Origin of the sequence: Enterobacter cloacae complex sp. 309I3 (genome assembly GCF_050031595.1) — a bacterium.
GTDB classification, from domain to species: Bacteria; Pseudomonadota; Gammaproteobacteria; order Enterobacterales; family Enterobacteriaceae; genus Enterobacter; species Enterobacter cloacae.
The window spans coordinates 116,609-137,446 of record NZ_JBLGWI010000002.1; the positions used below are offsets into that span (position 1 = coordinate 116,609).

Annotated in this window: 23 protein-coding genes; 13 read left to right on the forward strand and 10 right to left on the reverse strand. The window is 45.8% G+C overall.

All coding sequences use genetic code 11. The annotated features are described in order from the left end of the window. Positions 1-156: 156 nt before the first annotated feature. Positions 157-591 carry a hypothetical protein gene (locus tag ACQG22_RS24355; RefSeq protein ID WP_000723070.1) on the forward strand — a complete coding sequence of 145 codons (435 nt, stop codon included), beginning with the start codon at positions 157-159 and terminating at the stop codon, positions 589-591. Between the two features lie 257 nt (positions 592-848). Here the strand turns inward: ACQG22_RS24355 and ACQG22_RS24360 are convergent, their stop codons facing one another. After that, complete coding sequence (locus tag ACQG22_RS24360; RefSeq protein WP_001572377.1) at positions 849-1,964, reverse strand: nickel/cobalt efflux protein RcnA; 1,116 nt, start codon at positions 1,962-1,964, stop codon at positions 849-851. Positions 1,965-2,086: 122 nt separating this feature from the next. Between ACQG22_RS24360 and rcnR the strand changes: the two genes are divergently transcribed. The 3 genes from rcnR to ACQG22_RS24375 all read left to right on the forward strand — a co-directional run bounded on the left by rcnR (position 2,087) and on the right by ACQG22_RS24375 (position 4,845). Continuing rightward, positions 2,087-2,359, forward strand: a complete 273-nt coding sequence (gene rcnR, locus ACQG22_RS24365; RefSeq protein WP_000019951.1) for a Ni(II)/Co(II)-binding transcriptional repressor RcnR — start codon at positions 2,087-2,089, stop codon at positions 2,357-2,359. Positions 2,360-2,824: 465 nt separating this feature from the next. Continuing rightward, a complete protein-coding gene (locus tag ACQG22_RS24370) occupies positions 2,825-3,643 on the forward strand; it encodes a DUF4942 domain-containing protein (protein ID WP_000193209.1) in 819 nt (272 codons plus the stop codon). Beyond that, a complete protein-coding gene (locus ACQG22_RS24375; RefSeq protein ID WP_001572381.1) occupies positions 3,640-4,845 on the forward strand; it encodes a hypothetical protein in 1,206 nt (401 codons plus the stop codon). The genes ACQG22_RS24370 and ACQG22_RS24375 overlap by 4 nt, the downstream gene beginning before the upstream one ends. Positions 4,846-5,124: 279 nt before the next feature. Here ACQG22_RS24375 and ACQG22_RS24380 read toward each other — a convergent pair whose 3' ends face one another. The 3 genes from ACQG22_RS24380 to ACQG22_RS24390 are packed head-to-tail and all read right to left on the reverse strand — an operon-like array spanning position 5,125 to position 8,122. Next, positions 5,125-6,444 carry a DUF1173 family protein gene (locus ACQG22_RS24380; protein ID WP_000078514.1) on the reverse strand — a complete coding sequence of 440 codons (1,320 nt, stop codon included), beginning with the start codon at positions 6,442-6,444 and terminating at the stop codon, positions 5,125-5,127. 22 nt (positions 6,445-6,466) lie between these two features. Then, positions 6,467-6,634 carry a hypothetical protein gene (locus ACQG22_RS24385; protein ID WP_000220758.1) on the reverse strand — a complete coding sequence of 56 codons (168 nt, stop codon included), beginning with the start codon at positions 6,632-6,634 and terminating at the stop codon, positions 6,467-6,469. Between the two features lie 60 nt (positions 6,635-6,694). After that, positions 6,695-8,122 (reverse strand): DNA cytosine methyltransferase, encoded by a 1,428-nt coding sequence (locus tag ACQG22_RS24390; RefSeq protein ID WP_000833382.1) that lies wholly within the window; start codon positions 8,120-8,122, stop codon positions 6,695-6,697. A 214-nt stretch (positions 8,123-8,336) separates the two neighbouring features. Between ACQG22_RS24390 and ACQG22_RS24395 the strand changes: the two genes are divergently transcribed. From ACQG22_RS24395 to ACQG22_RS24430, 8 genes are all read left to right on the forward strand, one after another. Next, a complete protein-coding gene (locus ACQG22_RS24395) occupies positions 8,337-8,852 on the forward strand; it encodes a thermonuclease family protein (RefSeq protein ID WP_031942328.1) in 516 nt (171 codons plus the stop codon). Positions 8,853-8,854: 2 nt separating this feature from the next. Continuing rightward, the gene (locus ACQG22_RS24400) at positions 8,855-9,751 is read left to right on the forward strand and encodes a hypothetical protein (protein ID WP_000975181.1); all 897 of its coding nucleotides are present in this window, start codon (positions 8,855-8,857) and stop codon (positions 9,749-9,751) included. 47 nt (positions 9,752-9,798) lie between these two features. Continuing rightward, the gene (locus ACQG22_RS24405; RefSeq protein ID WP_426711621.1) at positions 9,799-10,113 is read left to right on the forward strand and encodes a hypothetical protein; all 315 of its coding nucleotides are present in this window, start codon (positions 9,799-9,801) and stop codon (positions 10,111-10,113) included. Positions 10,114-10,186: 73 nt separating this feature from the next. Then, a complete protein-coding gene (locus ACQG22_RS24410) occupies positions 10,187-10,444 on the forward strand; it encodes a hypothetical protein (protein ID WP_000637193.1) in 258 nt (85 codons plus the stop codon). 986 nt (positions 10,445-11,430) lie between these two features. Continuing rightward, the gene (locus ACQG22_RS24415; protein ID WP_001371914.1) at positions 11,431-11,628 is read left to right on the forward strand and encodes a hypothetical protein; all 198 of its coding nucleotides are present in this window, start codon (positions 11,431-11,433) and stop codon (positions 11,626-11,628) included. Positions 11,629-11,768: 140 nt separating this feature from the next. Beyond that, positions 11,769-12,044 carry a hypothetical protein gene (locus ACQG22_RS24420; RefSeq protein WP_000864986.1) on the forward strand — a complete coding sequence of 92 codons (276 nt, stop codon included), beginning with the start codon at positions 11,769-11,771 and terminating at the stop codon, positions 12,042-12,044. Positions 12,045-12,535: 491 nt separating this feature from the next. Further along, positions 12,536-14,014: a SulP family inorganic anion transporter gene (locus tag ACQG22_RS24425; protein ID WP_000927306.1), complete on the forward strand. Its 1,479-nt coding sequence runs from the start codon at positions 12,536-12,538 to the stop codon at positions 14,012-14,014. Between the two features lie 18 nt (positions 14,015-14,032). Next, positions 14,033-14,860 carry a universal stress protein gene (locus tag ACQG22_RS24430; RefSeq protein ID WP_001066652.1) on the forward strand — a complete coding sequence of 276 codons (828 nt, stop codon included), beginning with the start codon at positions 14,033-14,035 and terminating at the stop codon, positions 14,858-14,860. Between the two features lie 59 nt (positions 14,861-14,919). On the opposite strand, the gene arsC is transcribed toward ACQG22_RS24430, so the two are convergent. From arsC to ACQG22_RS24445, 3 genes are read right to left on the reverse strand one after another with little or no spacing between them, the layout of a single operon-like run. Then, positions 14,920-15,345 carry a glutaredoxin-dependent arsenate reductase gene (gene arsC / locus ACQG22_RS24435; RefSeq protein WP_000065802.1) on the reverse strand — a complete coding sequence of 142 codons (426 nt, stop codon included), beginning with the start codon at positions 15,343-15,345 and terminating at the stop codon, positions 14,920-14,922. 12 nt (positions 15,346-15,357) lie between these two features. Continuing rightward, entirely contained in the window at positions 15,358-16,647 is a 1,290-nt protein-coding gene (locus ACQG22_RS24440) for an arsenic transporter (protein WP_000922628.1), read from the reverse strand. Positions 16,648-16,692: 45 nt separating this feature from the next. After that, positions 16,693-17,013 (reverse strand): transcriptional regulator, encoded by a 321-nt coding sequence (locus tag ACQG22_RS24445; protein WP_000941305.1) that lies wholly within the window; start codon positions 17,011-17,013, stop codon positions 16,693-16,695. Between the two features lie 86 nt (positions 17,014-17,099). Here ACQG22_RS24445 and arsH point away from each other — a divergent pair, with 86 nt between their 5' ends. Then, positions 17,100-17,804: an arsenical resistance protein ArsH gene (arsH, locus tag ACQG22_RS24450; RefSeq protein WP_000130816.1), complete on the forward strand. Its 705-nt coding sequence runs from the start codon at positions 17,100-17,102 to the stop codon at positions 17,802-17,804. A 32-nt stretch (positions 17,805-17,836) separates the two neighbouring features. Here arsH and ACQG22_RS24455 read toward each other — a convergent pair whose 3' ends face one another. From ACQG22_RS24455 to ACQG22_RS24465, 3 genes are all read right to left on the reverse strand, one after another. Beyond that, positions 17,837-19,240, reverse strand: a complete 1,404-nt coding sequence (locus tag ACQG22_RS24455) for an ISNCY family transposase (protein ID WP_000125668.1) — start codon at positions 19,238-19,240, stop codon at positions 17,837-17,839. A gap of 294 nt (positions 19,241-19,534) precedes the next feature. Next, positions 19,535-20,341 carry a hypothetical protein gene (locus ACQG22_RS24460; RefSeq protein ID WP_016239971.1) on the reverse strand — a complete coding sequence of 269 codons (807 nt, stop codon included), beginning with the start codon at positions 20,339-20,341 and terminating at the stop codon, positions 19,535-19,537. A 17-nt stretch (positions 20,342-20,358) separates the two neighbouring features. Beyond that, a complete protein-coding gene (locus ACQG22_RS24465; protein WP_016239970.1) occupies positions 20,359-20,799 on the reverse strand; it encodes a hypothetical protein in 441 nt (146 codons plus the stop codon). Between the last annotated feature and the right edge of the window lie 39 nt (positions 20,800-20,838).

Consider the following 20,838-nt stretch of genomic DNA (forward strand, 5'->3'; position numbering starts at 1 on the left):
ACAGAGGCGGTTTTTTATAATCATACATAAATCAGGAGCAGAGTGATAACGCAATCGCCTGGTTCCTGGAGTGATGAATAACCCGCCCTGAGATCAAATGCTTTCTCTGTTATAAGCCGTTGATTGTTTGGGTATGAAAACACCGGAGACCCAACCATGAAAAAGATCCTTGTATCATTTGTTGCCATTATGGCTGTCGCTTCATCCGCCATGGCTGCAGAGACAATGAACATGCATGACCAGGTAAATAATGCCCAGGCACCCGCCCATCAGATGCAGTCAACCTCTGAAAAAAGCGCTGTTCAGGGAGACAGTATGACAATGATGGATATGAGCGGACACGATCAGGCTGCAATGTCCCATGAAATGATGCAAAACGGCAACGCTTCTGCCCACCAGGACATGGCGGAGATGCATAAAAAAATGATGAAAGGCAAACCAGGGGCCACCAACGAATCAGCAACGTCATTTTCAGAAATGAACGAGCATGAAAAAGCCGCTGTTGTGCACGAGAAGGCGAATAATGGTCAGTCTTCCGTTATTCATCAGCAGCAGGCTGAAAAGCATCGCAGCCAGATCACCCAGAATTAACCCGCAGCTCCACTTGTTAGACCCTCATTTGACGCCGAAGTCACTGGCTTACGCTCCCGTCCGGGAGCGTTTTTTTTATTCTTTCATTTATCATTGAGTCTTATGGGAATGGATTTAATCAGTTACTTAATCCCTGCCTCAGCAACAAGTCCCGGAAAGAGCAGCTTTATATTCCGGGTTTTTCTGCTCATAACCTCAACGGTGGCGCTTAGGATGTACTTTGTAAGTACCCAGAGTGTGTGTCATCAGTACCGGTGTTAATGCACCAGCCCATTCCAGCCATGTATACCCATGTAAATCCCAACAGCAGCAATCAGGGCGCTTGAAATATAGGGGGCTCTTCTGGCGATGGTATTGAAGCCACTCCAGCGTTTGGCGACCTGACGAACGCTGATCGCCGCACCCACTCCAACCGTTACGAGGGTCAATGCCAGGCCGATACTGAAACAAACAACCAGTGTGGCACCCAGCGTAAGCGCTTTAAGCTGAAGGCAGATCAACAATACAGTTATAGCTGCCGGGCAAGGGATAAGCCCTCCTGTCAGTCCAAATATCAGGATTTGCCCGTTGGTTACTTCTTTCCCGTCGAAGCGGCGTTTTATGTCATTGGCATGAGCCAGTTCGTGAGCGTCCTGATACTCTTTCGAATTCACATCCAGCCCATCAAGCTCAGAGTGGTCATGGTCATGGTCGTGTTCAGCGAACGCCACATCATAGTCATGGACATGACCACGATGTCCCAGAGACAGACGTACGTTGAAACTGTGAGGCTCAGGGATGGGAGATGTTGACTCCAGATAATCACCATGATCAACAAATTCAAAAGTCTGAGAGATCGTACTGTTTTCCCGAAGTGTGGTTAATGAGATATCTTCAGAAGCCCATCTTTGGCCACTAAGAGTGCGTAGCCGCCAGTGGGGAAGTTGTCCTTCTTCAAAAATGGACAGTTCAACTTTTCCATGGCCAGTATCGATCAACCTTGTTTCGTCATGGTGATGATGTTCATTCTCCTGCATTCCCTCCAGCCAGTTTTTCTCACCGCTCCAGGTTCGCCAGAACATCCAAAAAGCCGTACCAAGGATGATCACTGAAGAGACCATCTGTAGCCAGGGTTCGGCTGATTCTGCGGTAAATTTATTACTGATATACATCCCTCCAAAAGCAATCAGCCATACGACTGCAGTGTGCGACAATGTTGCCGCGACACCCAGCATCACGGCCTGACGTACGGTGCCTTTTATAGCAATGATGAATGCTGCCATCATTGTTTTGGAGTGCCCGGGCTCCAGTCCATGAAGCGCGCCAAGCAGAATGGCGCTGGGGATGAAAAACCATGCGTTGCCTTGCTGAAGAAGTGTCGTAAATTCGTTCATGAGAATCATTCTTGGTTATTAAGTGTAGGCCGGATTCTACTCCCCCCCAGTAAAATATACTACCCCCCAGTAGAATAACGCTGGTATAGTTACATAAAATATCCAGGAGAGTGAGAGCCCACATGTCACATACCATCCGCGATAAACAAAAACTGAAAGCACGTACAAGCAAGATCCAGGGGCAGGTTGCTGCGCTGAAAAAAATGCTTGATGAACCTCACGAATGTGCCGCTGTACTGCAACAAATAGCCGCCATACGTGGTGCCGTGAATGGTTTATTGCGTGAAGTGATTAAAGGACATTTGACTGAACATATTGTTCATGAAAGTGAAGAACAGAAACGAGAAGAAGACCTGGACGTTGTGCTGAAGGTTCTGGATTCTTACATCAAGTGACAGTTTGGCTAAAAGCCCTGAGCATTAATTTATCTAAATAACACGTTATCAAGTGACGGTTTTGGGCTGTTTGTAGCGGCATAGTGAGTTTGTTTAATCAATGAGCTTTAAGATGCCCCCCTTCATGCAAGGCAACGCGTACATTTCTGGTACATCTACTTCCCTTACTTTGCTCAGGGCAACCCACATTGTTAAAGCCTCTACTCGCTGACCATCAAAATCACCCAACGTCAGATAATGGAAAAAAATTTTGGATGACATTTTGAAACGTGTCCTCTGCTGTGAACGTCGAGAGATGCTACGCGAGAAAGGAGATGACCTACTTAGTATCCTGTTAAGTAGGTCTATCTGAAGAAGTAGACAACTTTAAAGTCTTTTTCATGTTAAAGGAGACAACTTTAATGTCTGTGTACACCTACCTTTGCTCAAATCAAAATGTTCTGACATACCAAAATGGAGTGTAAAATGACTCAAAACCAGGGTTCTGAGCCAGTACCGGCGAGCCGGACAGGGCAGCTCATCAGCGCCCGGGATATGGCCATGCAGAAATTCGAAGAAGGGATGCGGTTAATCTCGGAAGCGTCGGAACTGTGCGGTCTCTCTCTCTTCACCAGCAGAATTATGCAGCCCAACGCATTTGGTCTTCCGTCGTCACTGGATCGCACCATCGAGGAGGGGCGTAAGGAAATTGACCGTAAAACGTGGAAAAGGCTCTTTGAAGAAACAGGTATGGACCGGTACTGGAACCATAAGCAAAAAGAAGCCTTTAACGAATCCCTTCGTACGGATCCGCCCGTCGCTTCCCTGGAGATTGTTAAGGGAACATTACAGCATGCACTGGCTAACAGACGAGACACCCTTGCAGAAGGTTTCGTTGATGTTCTCAACAAGCTTGACCGAAGTTTCAAAAGCAATGCCAGGCAATATACAATGCCAAAAAAGCTTGTTCTTCGGGGGATTTTTCCTGGTGTGAACGTGCTGAGGTACAACGGTTTCTCGCAGGACAATCACTTTTGTTTACGCGACTTTGAGAATATTGTATGCATCTGTTCTGATACTCCAACACCTGCAACCGGCGGTGGGCTGAGTATGGTCGACAGGCTGACGGCCATGAGAAATACAGAATTCACAGGCGAGGTCAGTGATGAGAATGGCTGGCGGTGTCGCCTGTTTGAGAATGGAAACGTTCATATTTGCATCGACAGTATCTCGCTTCTGAATGCTCTGAACGATCTTATCAGCATATATTTTGCAAACCAGCTTCCGGCCGCAGGAAAAAAATGATGATTGAAAATGATAAAGAAAAAAGCCTGAACGATGCTACCCCGCCAGAGGTGCAGAATGACATCCGCAGCGAATCCACTGAAAAATCAAAGGAAATGGGTCGTTCAAGGTACTCATCTATCGCGATGATCGATTACTTCAATGCAATCGAACGTCTGTGCAAAGAGAAAGAAATTAACCCGGAAAATATCGATCTGAGCTTCAAAGTTCACTGGCTCAGAAACGCTGTTGGCGGCTCGTTTGCAAGGTCACAGGAGATGTTCGCGGAGTACCAGAAGTATGTTAAAGAGGTTCCTGAAGAGGCCCGTTACCTGGATATACCCGATGAGGTAAAGGTTGCACTCGGCGATATTATCTCGTACATCACCTGGCACTACCGTAGAAGCTATACCGCAATACAGAATGATAGTGTTAAAAAAGCTGAAGCACGTAGCATGCAGCTGGAGGAGGAGGTAACGCAGCTGTTACAGCGGCTTGAGCAAAGCGCTACCGATATGGATGAGCTGAAACTTGAGAATCAGGCACTACAGGGTCGATTAGAGATCCGGGACAGTACCGTCAAGGAGTTAGAAACAAGGCTGAATGTTGCCGAAGCAGAACTCGAAACCTGCCATCACCAGTTAGATAGCACACGGCATGAATTGAGCCTCGCACAGCAGTCAAATGACTCACTCTCCCAGCAACTGGCTGAACGTAAAACAGAGATCGCTGGTCACCTTGAATATCAAAAAAAGCTGAACGAAGAGATCAACACGCAGCGTTCTGATAACGCCGGTCTTTCCAGACAATGCGACCAGTTAAGTCAGACTGTGTCAGATACAAAGGCAGAGAGGGACAGGTTTGAACAGGAATTGATTGCTGCACAGAACCTTTGTACTGAGCTGAAAAGTGCACTGTCCGGGAAAGAGGGTGACCTGGTGGCGGTGAATGCCGAACTTACTGAACTCCATAAACTAAACGAGTCGCTGAGCGCCGACCTGAATAAAGTAACTTTGGTCAGCCAGGGCTATGAAGCGGAAGTGGCTGAACAAAGCAATGAACTCAAAACGCTCCAGGCCAAAGTAATGAAGCTGGAAGCTACCCTGGAGGCGGAGAAAACAATCTCAGAATCCCTGAAAGGCACCATTGATACATTAACTGGTGCAATGGCAGGGGGAGGTACTGGAAAGTCAAAACAGCCGCGTAGCAGAAAAACATCATGATAAATGAAGCCAGGTTGATACACTTCTCTGCATCCCCTGGCACATAAGAACTTCTGCGGACATTCAGCCCGTCCGCAGGAGTTTTCGTCCTTCAGTCAACAAATGCACTACCTTTTTTGAGTCTCCACTTTCCAGAGCAGAAAACACGTTACCGATTCTACCAACAGCTTGTATCTGAGTGATAACCCCAGTCTTGTAATCATCTAGGATCCCTGACAGGAAAGCGTTCAGTTTTGTCTGTTCGCTTAGCGAAAGCATGTAGGACATTTTTTCTCCATTTTAAGCAGGTGTGTCAGTTGAAAGAGGTTTGCGTGATTCTGGAAAATGAGGCAGCACCATAGTTTCAGATGCTGTGGTCGCATCCCAGTGCCACCATCCATAAGGCCCATATTCACGGTTGTAATAATCTTTTTTGAGTTGCTTTCGGGCCAGATAAGCAGGAGTGGCCATACCAAATACTTCCATCGGGAACGGCTTATCGCTTTTTGTGTCGAGCAGGTAGAAGTCAGGGAACACCTCACTAATACTCGCATCATAACGCATGGGCTTAACGTACTGCCGGTGCTCTGCATCCAGCTTTTCTGCAACAACCGCCTCATAGGAGGAGTCCAGAGGTATCCAGTTCTCGCTAACGTGCATCAGCACAATTTGATGAGCTCTTACAGAAGGGCCTCTGCCGGTTACCGCAGCTGGTGACGTCAACGCAAAGACAACTATTTTCGCCCCGGATTTCCATGCTGCGTACTCCGATGAAAATCGTTTCTTTACGCTATCCCAATGGACTTCTGAATTGAAAAAAATCAGCGGTAGCCCCCCAAAATTCCGCAGGGGTAAAAATTTAAGTGGCTTCTCATGCTTTTCAGCATCGTAGCGAGGTAAAACTGACAGGAGCATGAGACGTTTATCACTCATCGCCTGTGATGAAAGACGCTGAATTTGCGACTGAGCGACAGGTTGTTTCGGGTCAGGTACACCAATGAATAAATGGTCACCTATGCAGGCTCTGCCGGTACGAATTTGTTTAGCGGTTTCAAGCAGACGATACCGTACCAGTGAATCGTTACGTTTCCCTGCCATTTTCGGGTACCAGACATTCAGACCAGACTCTGTCCACAAAAGACTAAGCAAGCCCAGGAGGGTCATTGAGGCCTGACCTCCTTCTGGTCGCTGAACATGGGGCAGGGGAGGCACTTCTGATTTTTCAGGAGGATCTTTCTCTGTCATACCGATACCGAGCCTTACAGCCATATCACCTTCGGTTGTAATCCGGACCACACCACTCGCATATCCTTTCAGGCCGGTATGCCGGGCATCAAGGGAGAAGAATACACAGGAAGGATCATGCTCAATGCCCGTGTTAGCGGCTTTGACGAGAATAAAGGCATCACCGTTCGGTAAAGCACGAACATAAAGTCGCTTTTCTCCTTTTCCACGACATCCGCAGGTGATGACTGATTTTTGACCTGAGGTGTGGTGTGCCTTTTTAAGAGCCGACTGCCACCCTTTAGCAAACTCATCCTGCGTTTGAAAGTCAGGTGAATACCTTTTGACGTTTGGATCGTCGTCGTAAGCAATCATCACTGCGAATTTTTGGCTCATAGTAGTCTCCTAAACAGGAAGTTTAATATCCCAACCAGAGCAACACTTCCTGAGCGTCATACTGTTCCTTTACGCCCATGTCGCTAAAGAATTCTTCGAAATCTGTTTCGGGAACGCAATGCCTGGACAGTTCTTGTAATGCTCGTTCTTTAGATACCGTCTCACCTTCAGCTGATTCGAAATACGTCATGGTTGACCTCTGACATTATTACAACAATCTTAAGCATTTAAATTGATGAAGGAGCTCAGGTCAGCTGACTTCGTCGTAAAACTGCCGCAAGCGCTGGGAGGCTGCAAATTCAATTCGTGACTTCAGCAGTTTGGCGACGGCCGCAAAGACATCAACGACCACGGAGTTCCCAAACTGTCTGTAAGCCTGTGTATTGGACACAGGGATACGGAAAACACTTTCCCCGGGTTTATCGAAGCCCATTAGCCTGCTGCATTCACGTGGCGTTAGCATGCGTGGCCGACGGTCCATGTTGTATGTGTTATGGAAATCAGTTTCTCCCAGTTCATGAGACCAGCCCCGATCAATAAGAATTTCAGATCCGTCTTTCATATAGCGGCTTGAGAGGGTTCTGGTGACACTATTAACATTGGAAGGATCTACTAGTCCAAAACCAAAACCATTGCCTTTTGCCGCATGTTTCTTTGCATAGTTGTATAAGTACTCCCAGAGTTTAGGGGAGAGGATGTATTTACTATCTACGCTCGGATCCAGTAAATCTGAGAGAGAAGGGCGCTTGTCCGGATAAAAGTCTTTAATGTCTCTCAGAGTAAAACCGTCTTTCAGACGTAGGTCGCGGCGAAAACCAATAAGGACGATACGTTCACGGTGCTGGGGTCGGAAATGACGGCCATCGATGACTTTAGGATCATCCGCGCCCGTGCTTTCGCTGTTTGCGACGTCGTAGCCAAGCTCATCGAGCGTTTTCATGATGATGTTAAAGGTATTACCCTTATCGTGACTCTTCAGATTTTTTACGTTTTCCAGAACAAAAATTGCAGGTTGTTTTGCCCGGATGATCCTGGCCACATCAAAGAAGAGCGTACCCTGAGTGTCGCACTCGAAACCGTGTTTGCGACCCATAGAGTTCTTTTTACTGACACCGGCGATGCTGAATGGCTGGCATGGAAATCCCGCAAGAAGAACATCATGATCCGGGATAGAGGCATCGATAAATTTGTATGCCTCGTCATCAGTAACCTCGGGCCGGTTGCTAAGAGTGATGTCACGGATGTCTGAATTGAAGCGGTGCTCGTTCTCATCGCAATACCAGTTCGCCCGGTAAGTACGGCTGGAATAAGTATTCCATTCGCTCGTGAAAAGACATTTACCACCGATGGCATCAAATCCGCTTCGCAGTCCACCTATCCCTGCAAACAGATCGATAAAGCTAAAGTGCCTGTCCTCATAATCAGCAGGTCGTGAAGGTATTAAAGTCTGTAGATAGCGTCCATCTGCGATACTCAGCTCACAATGCTCAGGTATGCATGTAACCTGACGTTTAAGGGATGCACGGGACCAATTACTGCCATTTTCATCATTTAATACCTGAGCCAGATATTTCAGGTCATAAATGGTCGAAGCTGTTAACAAAGTTTTGTGGATCAGAGATGGTGTTTTATCCACATCATTCAGGTCTGTCTCAAGATCATGAGTGTAACGTTTCATCCAAACTCTCTCAGGAATAATATCTTTGAGATAGATTAACACGCTTAATTTGGATTATTTTTTGGTTCAGGTTCTAAATTTATTGTGATTATTCTGCCTTTAAGTTGCAAAAAGATTGGTTTTAAGCCCGCCCATGAAATAATGACTTGTTAAAATACTGCCTGTAAATAGGCTTGTGGATACATGTCTGTACTCAACAAATCAAGGTGAAATGATGTTTTTTTTAACAAAGTTACTTTTGCCCATCATGATTGTTGTATTCCCAGTGGCGTCCTGGGGGAACTCAACAACTTTTGAGGCAAAGGTGGTTAAGATTGTTGACGGTGACACCATAACTGCGTTGGATGCTCAAAACACAACCATCAAAATACGGATGTATGGTATAGACGCTCCTGAATCTAAACAGGCTTTTGGCCAAAAAGCAAAACAGGCCTTAACCACAGCTATAGCAACTAAAATCGTTACCGTGATAGACCATGGTACGGATATCTATGGCCGTATGTTAGGTACCATCTGGTTAGATGGATATGATATCAATGCCTCTATGGTGGACAGTGGATATGCGTGGGTTTATCGGTTCGAAGATAACGCCATTGTCCCTGGCTATATCAAATATGAATCCGCAGCACAAAAGGAGGCAAAAGGGTTATGGGCAGACACCAACCCTGTCCCACCATGGCAGTGGAGACAGGCAAACGAAAAGCCCAGAAAGGTGAAAGGGAAGAAATAACCATGATGAAAGAGCCTCATCCGTTACTTCAGTTGGTACTAAACGATTCCGGTCGTCTAACCATGCCTGTTTATTATAGAGATCAACAGTATTGCCCGACTTGCCTTACAAAGGTGTTGAAGAGTGAGGATGGAAGTTTGGCGCACCTCGGGGAAATAAATCAAAATACATGTAGACCTTCTATTTCAGTAGTTGTGACAAAAGCAATTATTGAAATGTTATGTGACGGGGAAAAAATATTTGTAAATCCAATACGATACCGAGGCCGGGTGCTGGCACCCTCAGTAATTTTTTCTCCCGACACTCACACTTTCAAACCGTTTATAAATACAGACTATCAGCCTGTGGGAGCAAACTGGAAAAGTGAAAAGGGATATAAACTCGGTCTGTTTTATCTCAAAGATCGAGCCAACTCTATCAATAAAGAGGAATTTGATTTCATTGCCGTTATAGACCCTAAGGCAATGCAGAAAGAATTTATTTCGGCCTGGTCTGAGGTTGATGAAAAAAATCCATTGGAAACGCTGAAGCAGATCTTACGATCTAAAAACAACTCTTCTTTATGGGTAAAATGGCCTGGCAAAATTGAGCATGCGCAAAAAGGAAATTGCAACGAAAATTACTGGTTCGATTATCAATCTGATAATCAGGAAGTGAACTGTACGGTCTCTGTTGTAGGTATCGAAGGTAACAGTTCCGGTGAGACAATTTATAGATTGCAAACTTTGCTAAAGCGTAAGCTCAATGAATATCAACTGGTTCGGTCTTTAGGGACTATTATGCTTCTTGATAATACCGGGAATATGATTCCATCAAACCATCCTTATTTTGAAGTCATCTCAAAAGCATGTATAAATGGAGTGCGTGACTTTGTTCGTCAAAACCCGTGGGTAGTCTGACGGTCAACTATAAAGCATAATATAATTAGTAATAACAAGGAACAGACATGAATGAAAACTCAGTAATCTTAATAAGTTTATTTTGGTTTTTTTTTGGATCGAGTGTTGTAGCTGGTTTTATGGATGCATCATTATATTGCTGGATTTTTGCAGCCATAAGCGCATTGTTTCTTCTTTCGGTGATACAAACACCAAAGGAGTTAACGGTATCTATTCTTCTTGCGGTACTTATGGCAAGCTCCGCAGGTGTTTTCATTCTGGCTTATAAAGTCAAAACGAATGTCGTTTCACCAATCTATCTCTTAAAAAAGCCTACTGCATACATGGCTGAAATAGATAACCGAAGGATTTATGGTTACTAAATATTTTGCAATTGCATCATTTGACGGTCCGGGTTTATTTACCCACAGCATCGACTAATTCAAGAGGTTACATATGATAGTTTCAGAAGCAATTTTTTATTCTTCTATTATTTCCTGGGTTCTTTATTGGTGGTTTATTGGAAATATTACTAAAAAGGTAGGGATGCTTGTTGTTCCACTCACGCTTACCTTCGGATGTTACATTTATGCAATTCATTTGGATGATTCCGAACAGCAAACCAATTTACGTTGGGAGCAGATCGGTTTTATTACCTTTATAATTGTGATAATGTGGGCAGGAAAGTTTGTGATGAAAAGACTATCTGAATGATGATCTAATCCACACTTTTCGATATCTTAGAAAAGTAACTTTGTGAGCAAACAGTCATATGACATGCAAAACGCTGATCTCAAAGACAGATGATGGATACACATTTAGCATTTCACCTTACGAAGACGGGTACCGCTTATCAGTCTCGCCTGAAAATCGTCACAATGGTACCCAAAGCTTTGACGGCTGGTTCCCACGTTTTTTTTCCGAACCACAGTATGCCAAATCATCTTTAACTAAGTTTCTCGGTGAGTCCTTAGTATGGGAAGAAGATTCAAGTAATGCTCTATGAGATTACTTATTATAAATTTTTCTATTAATCTCCATGGAGTGATATATGAATTTGGCCTATTTTTTATTTTTGTCTATAACTGTTATGCTTACGAGCTTTATTATTAAATCACTTGTCGTATTGGTAAAGTTCAAATTACTTCGTGATGAACGTCTCGAATATACCAGCAATAAAAATATTGATGAGATGTACGATTTAATGAATGCGAAGGAAGAAATCCTCATAAGGCATCATAAGCAGATGTTGGCATTGCATCTTTCACTATTAATATTCGTTCTATTTATTGCTTACATTTACTAAAAATAATTTTATTCAACATTTCAACAAAGGGTTTTCAATGGAAAGCTTCGAAACTGAACAAATGATTCAATATGCTTTCTACATAAATATCGTAATAACGACTGGTTTGGCATGGTTTTGCTTGCGGTCAGGATTGCATTACAATTTTTTCAGAAAAGCAGAGAGTGCCAGAACAAAAGGGCTGAGTAGTACCTCTACTGAACACGGTCCAGCAATTGTGAGAATAAAGAAGCTACAAGCATTAGTAGATTTTATTAGTAACTGTGCTTTTCTAATCCTTTCAATTGGCACAGCTTATATTTTGTATTTTTGGATCCACAGTTAACTCATACAAGGTAACTTCGGCAAATAACAACTTCTAATGCAGGACTTTAATAACTATAACGGATGCTACATGAAAAACGACAGTTTAATTACGCGGTATAAAATACTTAAAGGCGAACGCGATGAGTCTATCTTCACCATAATAATCGCGCTAGTAGTAAAGCTGGGGCTGGTAGCCCTGGCATTCTATCTGTTGCTTGGTTCCACGATTGATTGGTCAAGCTGGAAAACCTATGCCGCCATGTTGATCTTTGGAGCATTTCTCTAAAAGGATGACCACGGCAATACCAGGTCAGACAACAAGGTCGTTAGCATGATCGTTGGAAGCAACGGAAGCACCTTGAAAAAGGTCGGCAGCACTATAAAATCCATCAGCAATGCACACAAATAAACTACTGGTATCTTAAAATGAAAGTGAAAGAGTTGATCGCCATGCTGAACGAAAGAGACCCTGAGGCAATTGTTCTGATTTCCGGCTATGAAACGATCGGCGGCACGGAAGTCGCAGAAGCTGATTTGCTCATTGATATGCAGTCAATATGCTTAGAACAGGCTGATAATCTCACAGGAAACCGTAAAGTTGTTTCTTCCGGTGGTGAAGATTCAGTTTGGTTAGGCTGGAAAGATGATTACCGTACAAAGGTGTTTTTAGAAGATGCCCAAATTCCTGATCAAGATGAATGACGGTCAGCGTTGGCTTCAAAGGCAATCTATCAGTACGTGAAACGTAAATGTTAAAAAATAACCACATATGAATCAATAACTTATGTCAAAGCTAAGTAGAGATGTCCGGGGTGGGGCAAAGTTCAAATGTCCTTTGATAATATTGAATTCCTGGATAAAAATCGCATCTTAACCTCTTCGTTTGAGTACCTTGTTGGGTTGACCCCGTATTCGCTTTATTTGTAGTATTGGGCTGCTTTGAAGTGTTTCATGTTCAAACGCGACGTGTTCTGTAAGTTCTTCCTGACAACAGAGCCGACAATATATACACATCCGCTATGGAGAATCTGACAACCGCTATGCGTATTACGCCACCCTGAGTTTTTCCTTCCTCTGTCGTACTGAGCAAGCCTCAGCACGCACTCAATAACATCCCGTCTGCGGATGTGCTTTACCGTACGTAAAAATGTAGCCCTCCAGGGCTGACTGTATCTAAAAACTGAGAAATTACTATGTTGCTGTCCTCGACGCGTAAGGACTGGCTGGGTAACGTCCGTGGTGACGTTCTGGCCGGTATTGTTGTCGCGCTCGCACTCATTCCAGAAGCGATCGCCTTTTCCATTATCGCCGGTGTTGATCCCCAGGTGGGCCTCTACTCGGCGTTCTGTATTCCTCTCGTTATGGCCTTCTTTGGCGGACGTCCGGCGATGATTTCGTCCTCCACCGGTGCAATGGCTCTCCTGATGGTGACGCTGGTGAAAGATCATGGCTTACAGTATTTACTGGCTGCCTCCATACTGACCGGGGTATTCCAGCTGATAGCCGGATATCTGAAGCTTGGCGGGCTGATGCGTTTTGTTTCACGCTCAGTGGTCACGGGGTTTGTTAATGCACTGGCAATACTGATTTTTATGGCCCAGTTGCCTGAGCTGACCAATGTGACATGGCATGTTTATGCCATGACTGCGGCAGGGCTGGGGATCATCTATCTCTTCCCTTATATCAACAAAACCATTCCTTCACCGCTTGTGTGCATCGTGGTGCTGACTGGGATTGCCATGTGGCTGCATCTGGATGTGCGAACCGTCGGGGATATGGGGAAACTTCCCGACAGTCTGCCGGTCTTCCTGCTCCCGGACGTGCCTTTAAATCTTCAGACGCTGCTCATCATCCTGCCATATTCTGCGGGGCTTGCGGTGGTTGGCCTGCTTGAGTCGATGATGACCGCCACTATCGTGGATGACATGACCGACACGCCAAGCGACAAAAACAGGGAGTGCAAAGCTCAGGGCATCGCGAACATCTGCACATCCTTTATCGGAGGAATGGCAGGCTGCGCGATGATTGGGCAATCTGTTATCAACGTAAAATCCGGTGGACGCGGACGACTTTCAACCCTCACGGCGGGCGTGGTGCTGCTTTGCCTGATTGTGTTCCTGCGCAACTGGGTCTCCCAAATTCCGATGGCAGCGCTGGTCGCGGTGATGATTATGGTTTCCATCGGGACATTCTCCTGGCGCTCCATTGCCAACCTGCGGACACACCCCCTTTCAACCAGCGTGGTCATGCTTGCCACCGTCGCGGTTGTGGTGGCAACACATAATCTGGCCTTCGGTGTGCTGACCGGTGTACTGATTGCTTCGCTCAATTTTGCCACTAAAGTATCCCGGTTCATGCGTGTAACCTCAGTTCTGGAGGGGACGAGCCGGACGTATACCGTCACCGGCCAGGTATTCTTTGCATCAGCAGACCGCTTTACGAGCCACTTTGATTTCCGTGAAGCGATTGAGAATGTGGTGATAGACGTTTCACATGCCCATTTCTGGGACATCACGTCCGTCAGCGCCCTGGATAAGGTGGTCATTAAGTTCCGTAGAGAGGGCGCCGGGGTTGAAATACGTGGGATGAATGAAGCCACCCGCACCATCGTTGACCGGTTTGGTGTTCACGATAAACCTGAAGAAGTCGAAAAACTGATGGGCGGTCATTAACAGACTGGAGGGAAAACTATGAATAATACTGTTACAGCCTGTGTGGACGGTTCACTTTCAACGCGGTCAGTGTGTGAATATGCGGCGTGGGCAGCCCGCACTTTGCAATCACAGCTAGCACTGTTGCACGTTATCGAAAAAGACAGCACCCCGGTAGTGTCAGACCTGACCGGCACTCTCGGCATAGACAGTCAGCAATTGCTGACCGATGAGCTGGTAGAAATTGAAGGGCAACGTAATCGCCTGCTGATGGCCCAGGGGAAAGCAATACTGGAAAGTTGTGCTGAACTGCTTCAAAAACAGGGAAGCCCGGATGTGCTTTTGATGCAAAAACACGGTACACCGGATGAAGTTCTGGCAGAGCTGAGCGACCTTCGTCTCATGGTGCTGGGGCGTCGGGGTAGCCAGCATCCGGTAGGCTCTCATCTGGAAAGCGTTATTCGTCTGCAAAAGAAACCCCTACTGGTTGTTCCGGAGAACTACTCAGTGCCTTCCAGAGTCATGCTGGCTTATGATGGCAGTGAAGAAAGCAGGAGTAACCTGGAACGTCTGACGATGAGTCCCTTACTCAGGGGGCTGGAGTGCCACCTTGTCATGGTAAACGGTAAGAAGGAAGAGCTGCTGACCGCACAGCAAATTTTACGTGACGCGGATATAGAAAACAGCACAACACATCTTACCGGGCAATCAGTCGGGGACGCGCTTATTCGTTACGCCGAGGAAAATGCTGTCGATCTGATAGTGATGGGGGCCTACGGTCATTCCAGGTTGCGGCAGTTCTTTATCGGTAGTCATACCTCCGAAATGCTGCAAAAGACGCAACAACCGCTTCTTATCCTCCGTTAGCACTGATTATCTTAAATAAAAAAGGGCGAGTTCTCTCGCCCTTCGTCACAAGAACACGTTTAGTTCAGCCGGTTACCTTTTTCATCAACTACCTTCTCACCGTCCTCTTTCGTGAACGCGCTTTTCTGCGCATCGGGAAGAATATCCAGCACGACTTCAGAAGGGCGGCATAGCCGGGTACCCAGCGGCGTTACCACGATAGGGCGATTGATCAGAACAGGGTGCTGCAACATAAAATCGATTAACTGCTCGTCAGTAAAGCGGTCTTCCGCCAGCCCTAACGCTTCAAAAGGTTCGACATTCTTACGCAGCAGCGCTCGTACCGTGATCCCCATATCCGCAATGAGTTTTACCAGCTCAGCTCGTGATGGTGGGGTTTCAAGATAATGAATAACGGTCGGCTCTGTACCGCTGTTGCGGATCATTTCAAGGGTATTGCGTGACGTGCCGCAGGCCGGGTTGTGATAAATGGTAATGTTGCTCATATCAGTATCTCATTACAAAGTGAAAGACAGACGAAGCGCCAGTGCTGCAAGCGTGACAAACAGCACGGGGATTGTCATGACAATGCCCACCCGGAAGTAATATCCCCAGGTAATTTTGATATTTTTCTGCGACAGAACGTGCAGCCACAGTAACGTTGCCAGACTGCCGATAGGGGTAATTTTTGGCCCCAGGTCGCTGCCGATGACGTTGGCGTAAATCATCGCTTCTTTGATAACACCGGTCGCTGTGCTGCCATCAATCGACAGCGCCCCGACCAGCACGGTCGGCATATTGTTCATCACTGATGACAGGAAGGCCGTCAGGAAGCCCGTACCCAGCGTTGCCGCCCACAATCCCTGCTCTGCCAGCTGATTCAGCAAGGAAGAGAGATAGTGGGTCAGACCGGCATTTCGTAAGCCGTAGACCACCAGGTACATCCCCAGCGAGAAGATAACGATTTGCCAGGGCGCACCACGCAGCACCTTACCGGTGTTAATGGCATGCCCTTTTTTCGCAACAGCAAACAGAAGCAATGCACCAGCGGCTGCGACCAAACTGACCGGTACGCCCAGCGGCTCCAGTCCGAAGAATCCCACCAGAAGCAACACCAGAACCAGCCAGCCGGTTTTAAAGGTATTCACATCACGTATAGCGTCTTTCGGTTCTTTCAACAGAGAAACGTCGTAAACGGCGGGAATGTCCTTACGGAAAAACAGATGCAGCATCACCAGCGTAGCCGCAATCGCGGCCAGGTTAACCGGGACCATCACGGCGGCATATTCTGAGAAACCAAGCTTAAAGAAATCCGCCGAGACGATATTCACCAGGTTTGAGACAATCAGTGGCAGGCTTGCCGTGTCAGCGATAAACCCTGCGGCCATGATAAACGCTAAGGTTGCTCCCCGGCTGAATCCCAGCGCCAGCAGCATCGCGATAACGATAGGTGTCAGGATCAGTGCCGCACCGTCGTTGGCAAACAGTGCCGCAACCATCGCACCAAGCAGGACGATCCAGGTGAAGAGCAGCCGCCCCCGGCCATTCCCCCAACGGGCAACGTGCAGCGCGGCCCATTCAAAGAAGCCGGATTCGTCGAGCAGAAGACTGATGATGATCACGGCGATAAAGGTGGCGGTCGCATTCCACACTATCTGCCAGACCACCGGAATATCCCCCAGATGAACGACGCCAGTCAGCAATGCCAGAATTGCGCCCAGTGAGGCACTCCAGCCAATCCCCAGCCCTCTGGGTTGCCAGATAACCAGGACGAGCGTGAATAAAAAGATAGCACCAGCCAGTAACATCAGAAACTCCATTCACATTTGTTTATTCGGATATATATATCGCCATCAGCAGGAGACAGATGCCACGCTACTGAGCTTGTTGCGTATGTTTTCTCGTTCACAGTTCCAGGCTGTATCAATAATACCCGCAGCCCATGCTGGCATGTGTGGCGACAGTCGGTAATGCACCCATTTTCCTTCGCGACGGTCGATGACCAGCTCGGCTTCACGTAAAAGGGCCATATGGCGAGAAATTTTTGGCTGAGACTCTGCGGTTGCCGCACAGATGTCACAGACGCACATTTCACCGGACTCCCTGAGAAGCATCACGATAGTTGAACGGGTCTCGTCGGCGAGCAGTTTAAAAAGCTGAACAGGCTGTAGCATGCTTAACCTCGTAAAAAAATAACAATACATATGGTATTTCATATGTGATAACTTTTAAAGCATAGCTTATGAAATGGAGATTTTTTATGACCGACTTACCAGCAATCGAACCGGCTTATTTTGATGATGCGCTTGCCAGCAAACTTACGGGCAACAACGAAACCATGCCGCGAATTCTCATCCTGTACGGTTCAGTACGAGAGCGGTCCTACAGTCGTTTTGCAGCGGAAGAGGCCGGGCGGTTGCTGGCAAAGATGGGGGCTGAGGTGAAAATATTTAACCCATCCGGTCTGCCGTTACCCGATGATGCGCCCGAAAGTCACCCCAAAGTGCTTGAACTCCGCGAGCTGGTCAGGTGGTGTGACGGAATGGTCTGGAGTTCTCCGGAAAGACATGGCGCCATGAGCTCGGTGATGAAGGCCCAGATTGACTGGATACCCCTGAGTGAAGGTGCTGTTCGTCCTTCCCAGGGTAAAACGCTGGCCGTCATGCAGGTTTGTGGTGGTTCACAGTCGTTTAACACGGTCAATCAGATGCGGATACTTGGCCGCTGGATGCGGATGTTCACCATCCCCAATCAGTCGTCAGTGCCAAAGGCATGGCAGGAATTTGATGATGAAGGGCGCATGAAACCCTCACCCTGGTATGACAGGATTGTCGACGTTACCGAAGAGTTGTTCAAAATGACGTTACTCCTGAAAGGGCACACAGCCTACCTGTCCGACCGCTACAGCGAAAGGAAAGAGAGTCATCAGGAGCTCGCGGCACGGGTCAATCAGGCCAAAATCTGACAGCCAGGCATGCCCGGATGGATTACCGGGCTTTAAATCGGTTTCTTCCCAAATATCTCTTCAGAGCGTGACTGAAGTTTCACCAGGGCATTGAACATATCGTCCTGATCCAGGGAACGCTGGGATTTCTTCGTCGTGGGAGCTTTACGCCTGCGAGAAGGGCCGTCTCCGGATGGTACGGATTGCGACCGGTTATTATCCCGCTCGGCCTGGACCAGCTGCGCCATTTCCAGGGCCCGCCCCAGACGTTTGTTATCCACAATGGCCCCCTGATCGATTTCAGAAAGCTTGTCATAGGTGGAGTAGGGAAGTGATACGCCATTAAGCCGGAGCTCTTTATGTCCATCCGGGTAATGCCAGACATCGATGTATTTACCAATCGCCCGACGACTGAATTCGCTGTCTTCAATCAGATAAAGGACTTTGTCGTATTGCACTGTGAGTGATTTCGACACTTTACGAGCTTCACGCCAGTTAAATACCATATCAAGATCGTCATCGACATCCAGTTCCCGATGAACATCAAACGCCTGGCGAGGCGCTTTTGCGAAACGACGGTTGTAATCGTTCATGAACTCTTCGGCAAATGCGTTCGCAGCTTCCATGGAACTGATGCCCTGGAGCCTGAGCTCCTTGACCAGTCGGTCCTGAAGCGTCAGGTGCGCCCGTTCAACGCGGCCTTTGGCAGCACTGGTTTCTGCACAAATGGTCTGAATGTTCAGTTCATGCATCGCACGGCCAAACTGGGTATCGCCGTCGCCGCCGGTTGCATTTTTATTGTTGATCCTGAATACGCTGGCTTTGTCGCTGTACAGCGCAAGCGGTTTGCCATGTTTTTCAATATAGCCCCGGGTCGCTTCAAAATAGGTGAAAGTAGACTCAGATTTCACGAAAAGAAGCTGCATTAAACGACTGGTTGCGTCATCAACGTAAACCAGTGCCGTACACTTAGGTCCCCGATTTTCAAACCAGTGGTGGTCGCAGCCGTCGATTTGTATGAGTTCACCGGCACAGGCACGGCGGTAACGAGGTTGCTGAATTTTTGGCGCACGTTGCTTACGTGGGACCCACAGACTGGCCTGAGTCATCAGCTTACGGACGGTTTCTTTGGAAAGATGAACACCGTGCACCTCAGACAGTTTTTCACAGGCCAGCGTCGGACCGAAATCGTTATAGCGTTCGCGAATAATGTTCAGCGCGTATGCGGCCAGTCCCTGAGGCAACTGGTTGTTACTGGATTTACCACGACGGCGGCTGGTCATGCCAATCGGACCATCTTCACGATAACGCGCAAGCAGACGACGGCACTGACGGTCGGAGATACCAAGCCGCTGAGCTGCCATTTGTGTTGTCAGACGCCGGTCGATGACATCCTGAATGATTTTGAGTCGGTTAACTTCATCCAATGTGAAAAACTCCGCTGCGAGAGCCGTCATGGTAATCCTTACTTGATTATACACGCCGGACATCTTAACTTAGCCATTATCGGACATTACAACTTTGCTACTACAACTTATGTCAAAGCAAGTTTAAAATGTCACCTCTTTGTGCAAGATAGAAAGGGCACTTTCAGCCTATGTAATCATATTAATGTGACTGCTGCGTTATCCCACTCAACCAATTAATAAAGCAAAAGTTAAATATGAAAGACTGGAATAAAAATATAACGAAAACATCTTAATATGGAAATATCTGTGTCAACGGGATCTTTAGTTATTGAATATCTGGTTCTAAATAGGTTCTACATTCAACGGGAAGGGAAACCAAATATCTATATGTTTTTTATAAATACCATTACGTGGCAAACAACAATCTGCATATTTTTTTAAAGAATCTCCACATGGACAAATATTTTCTGGCGATAATACTCCATCATGTTCTTTCGCCTTAAATCTCCAGGTCGTAATATTGAAAATTTGATGTGGGGATTGTATGTATTTGACAACACTAATTAAAGTTGAATAGTTATAATGATCACCATCATTGGAGAAAAAAACACTACATTTGTTAACGGGATTACTAACTATGTCATAAGTAATTAATTCAAAATCGATCACTTCATCAAAGCAAAGAACTCCATTATAAAGTTTATTTTTAACATGACCACAATCATTAATAAAACTACGGGTTGTATTACATACTGAACATTTCACTTCTTTTATTATTTCACGAGAACTACCGAAGATTTTATATGGGAATAACGCCTGCCAATTACATACCATTCTCGCTAAGAAGTTAACACCATAGAAATTAACCTCAGGCAGAAACTCATTATTTTCTTTAATATGTATTAAATCTATTTCTATCCTTTCAAGTTCTACCCATGCTTCATAAAAATCACCTCTTGTAAGTAAATTAATGACTTGAATATATTTTAAATGGGCTAGTAAAATTGTTTTGTATAAAAACAATCTGTTTGATTCATTATTCAAGCTCAAGGATTGAGCTTTTTTTAACTCAGCATTAAGATAATCAAGAATAGCACTATCTTCTTGAGTAATACACATCCAACGCTTTAACTTTTCGTGAATATTCATAATATCTATATAGATTTTTATTTGATTTTGTTAATTACTTTTAAAACATCGTCTACTTTTCCAGAAACAGTGTATTTCACATGTTTTCCTGATTTATTTTTTTTAATTATAGAGACTTTAACGTCTATATCTCTAGTTCCAAAGTTATCAATTTTTTTCTGAATATAATTTGAAACAAGATTTACTAAAAAAGGTATCATTACTGATGTGGCAAAGAAAGTGCCTAACGCTAACGTTATACTGTTTAATTGCAGGTACGAAACACCATTAGAATCTCCGTACACTTTAACATTAGAATGTGATTGCTTGGTGAACTGGAAAAAATCCAGTGCATTACCTCCAGTAATTTTTGAACTATCAAAAACGATCGCAATCTCATCATCTTGAGGTTCATATGAAGAAATGATTTTTACCTCTTCATCTTCATCACTCATTTCACTCAAAGTAATGGGGTTCATTCTCAACTCCTTGTTTTATATTTTTACATTCAAATTTTA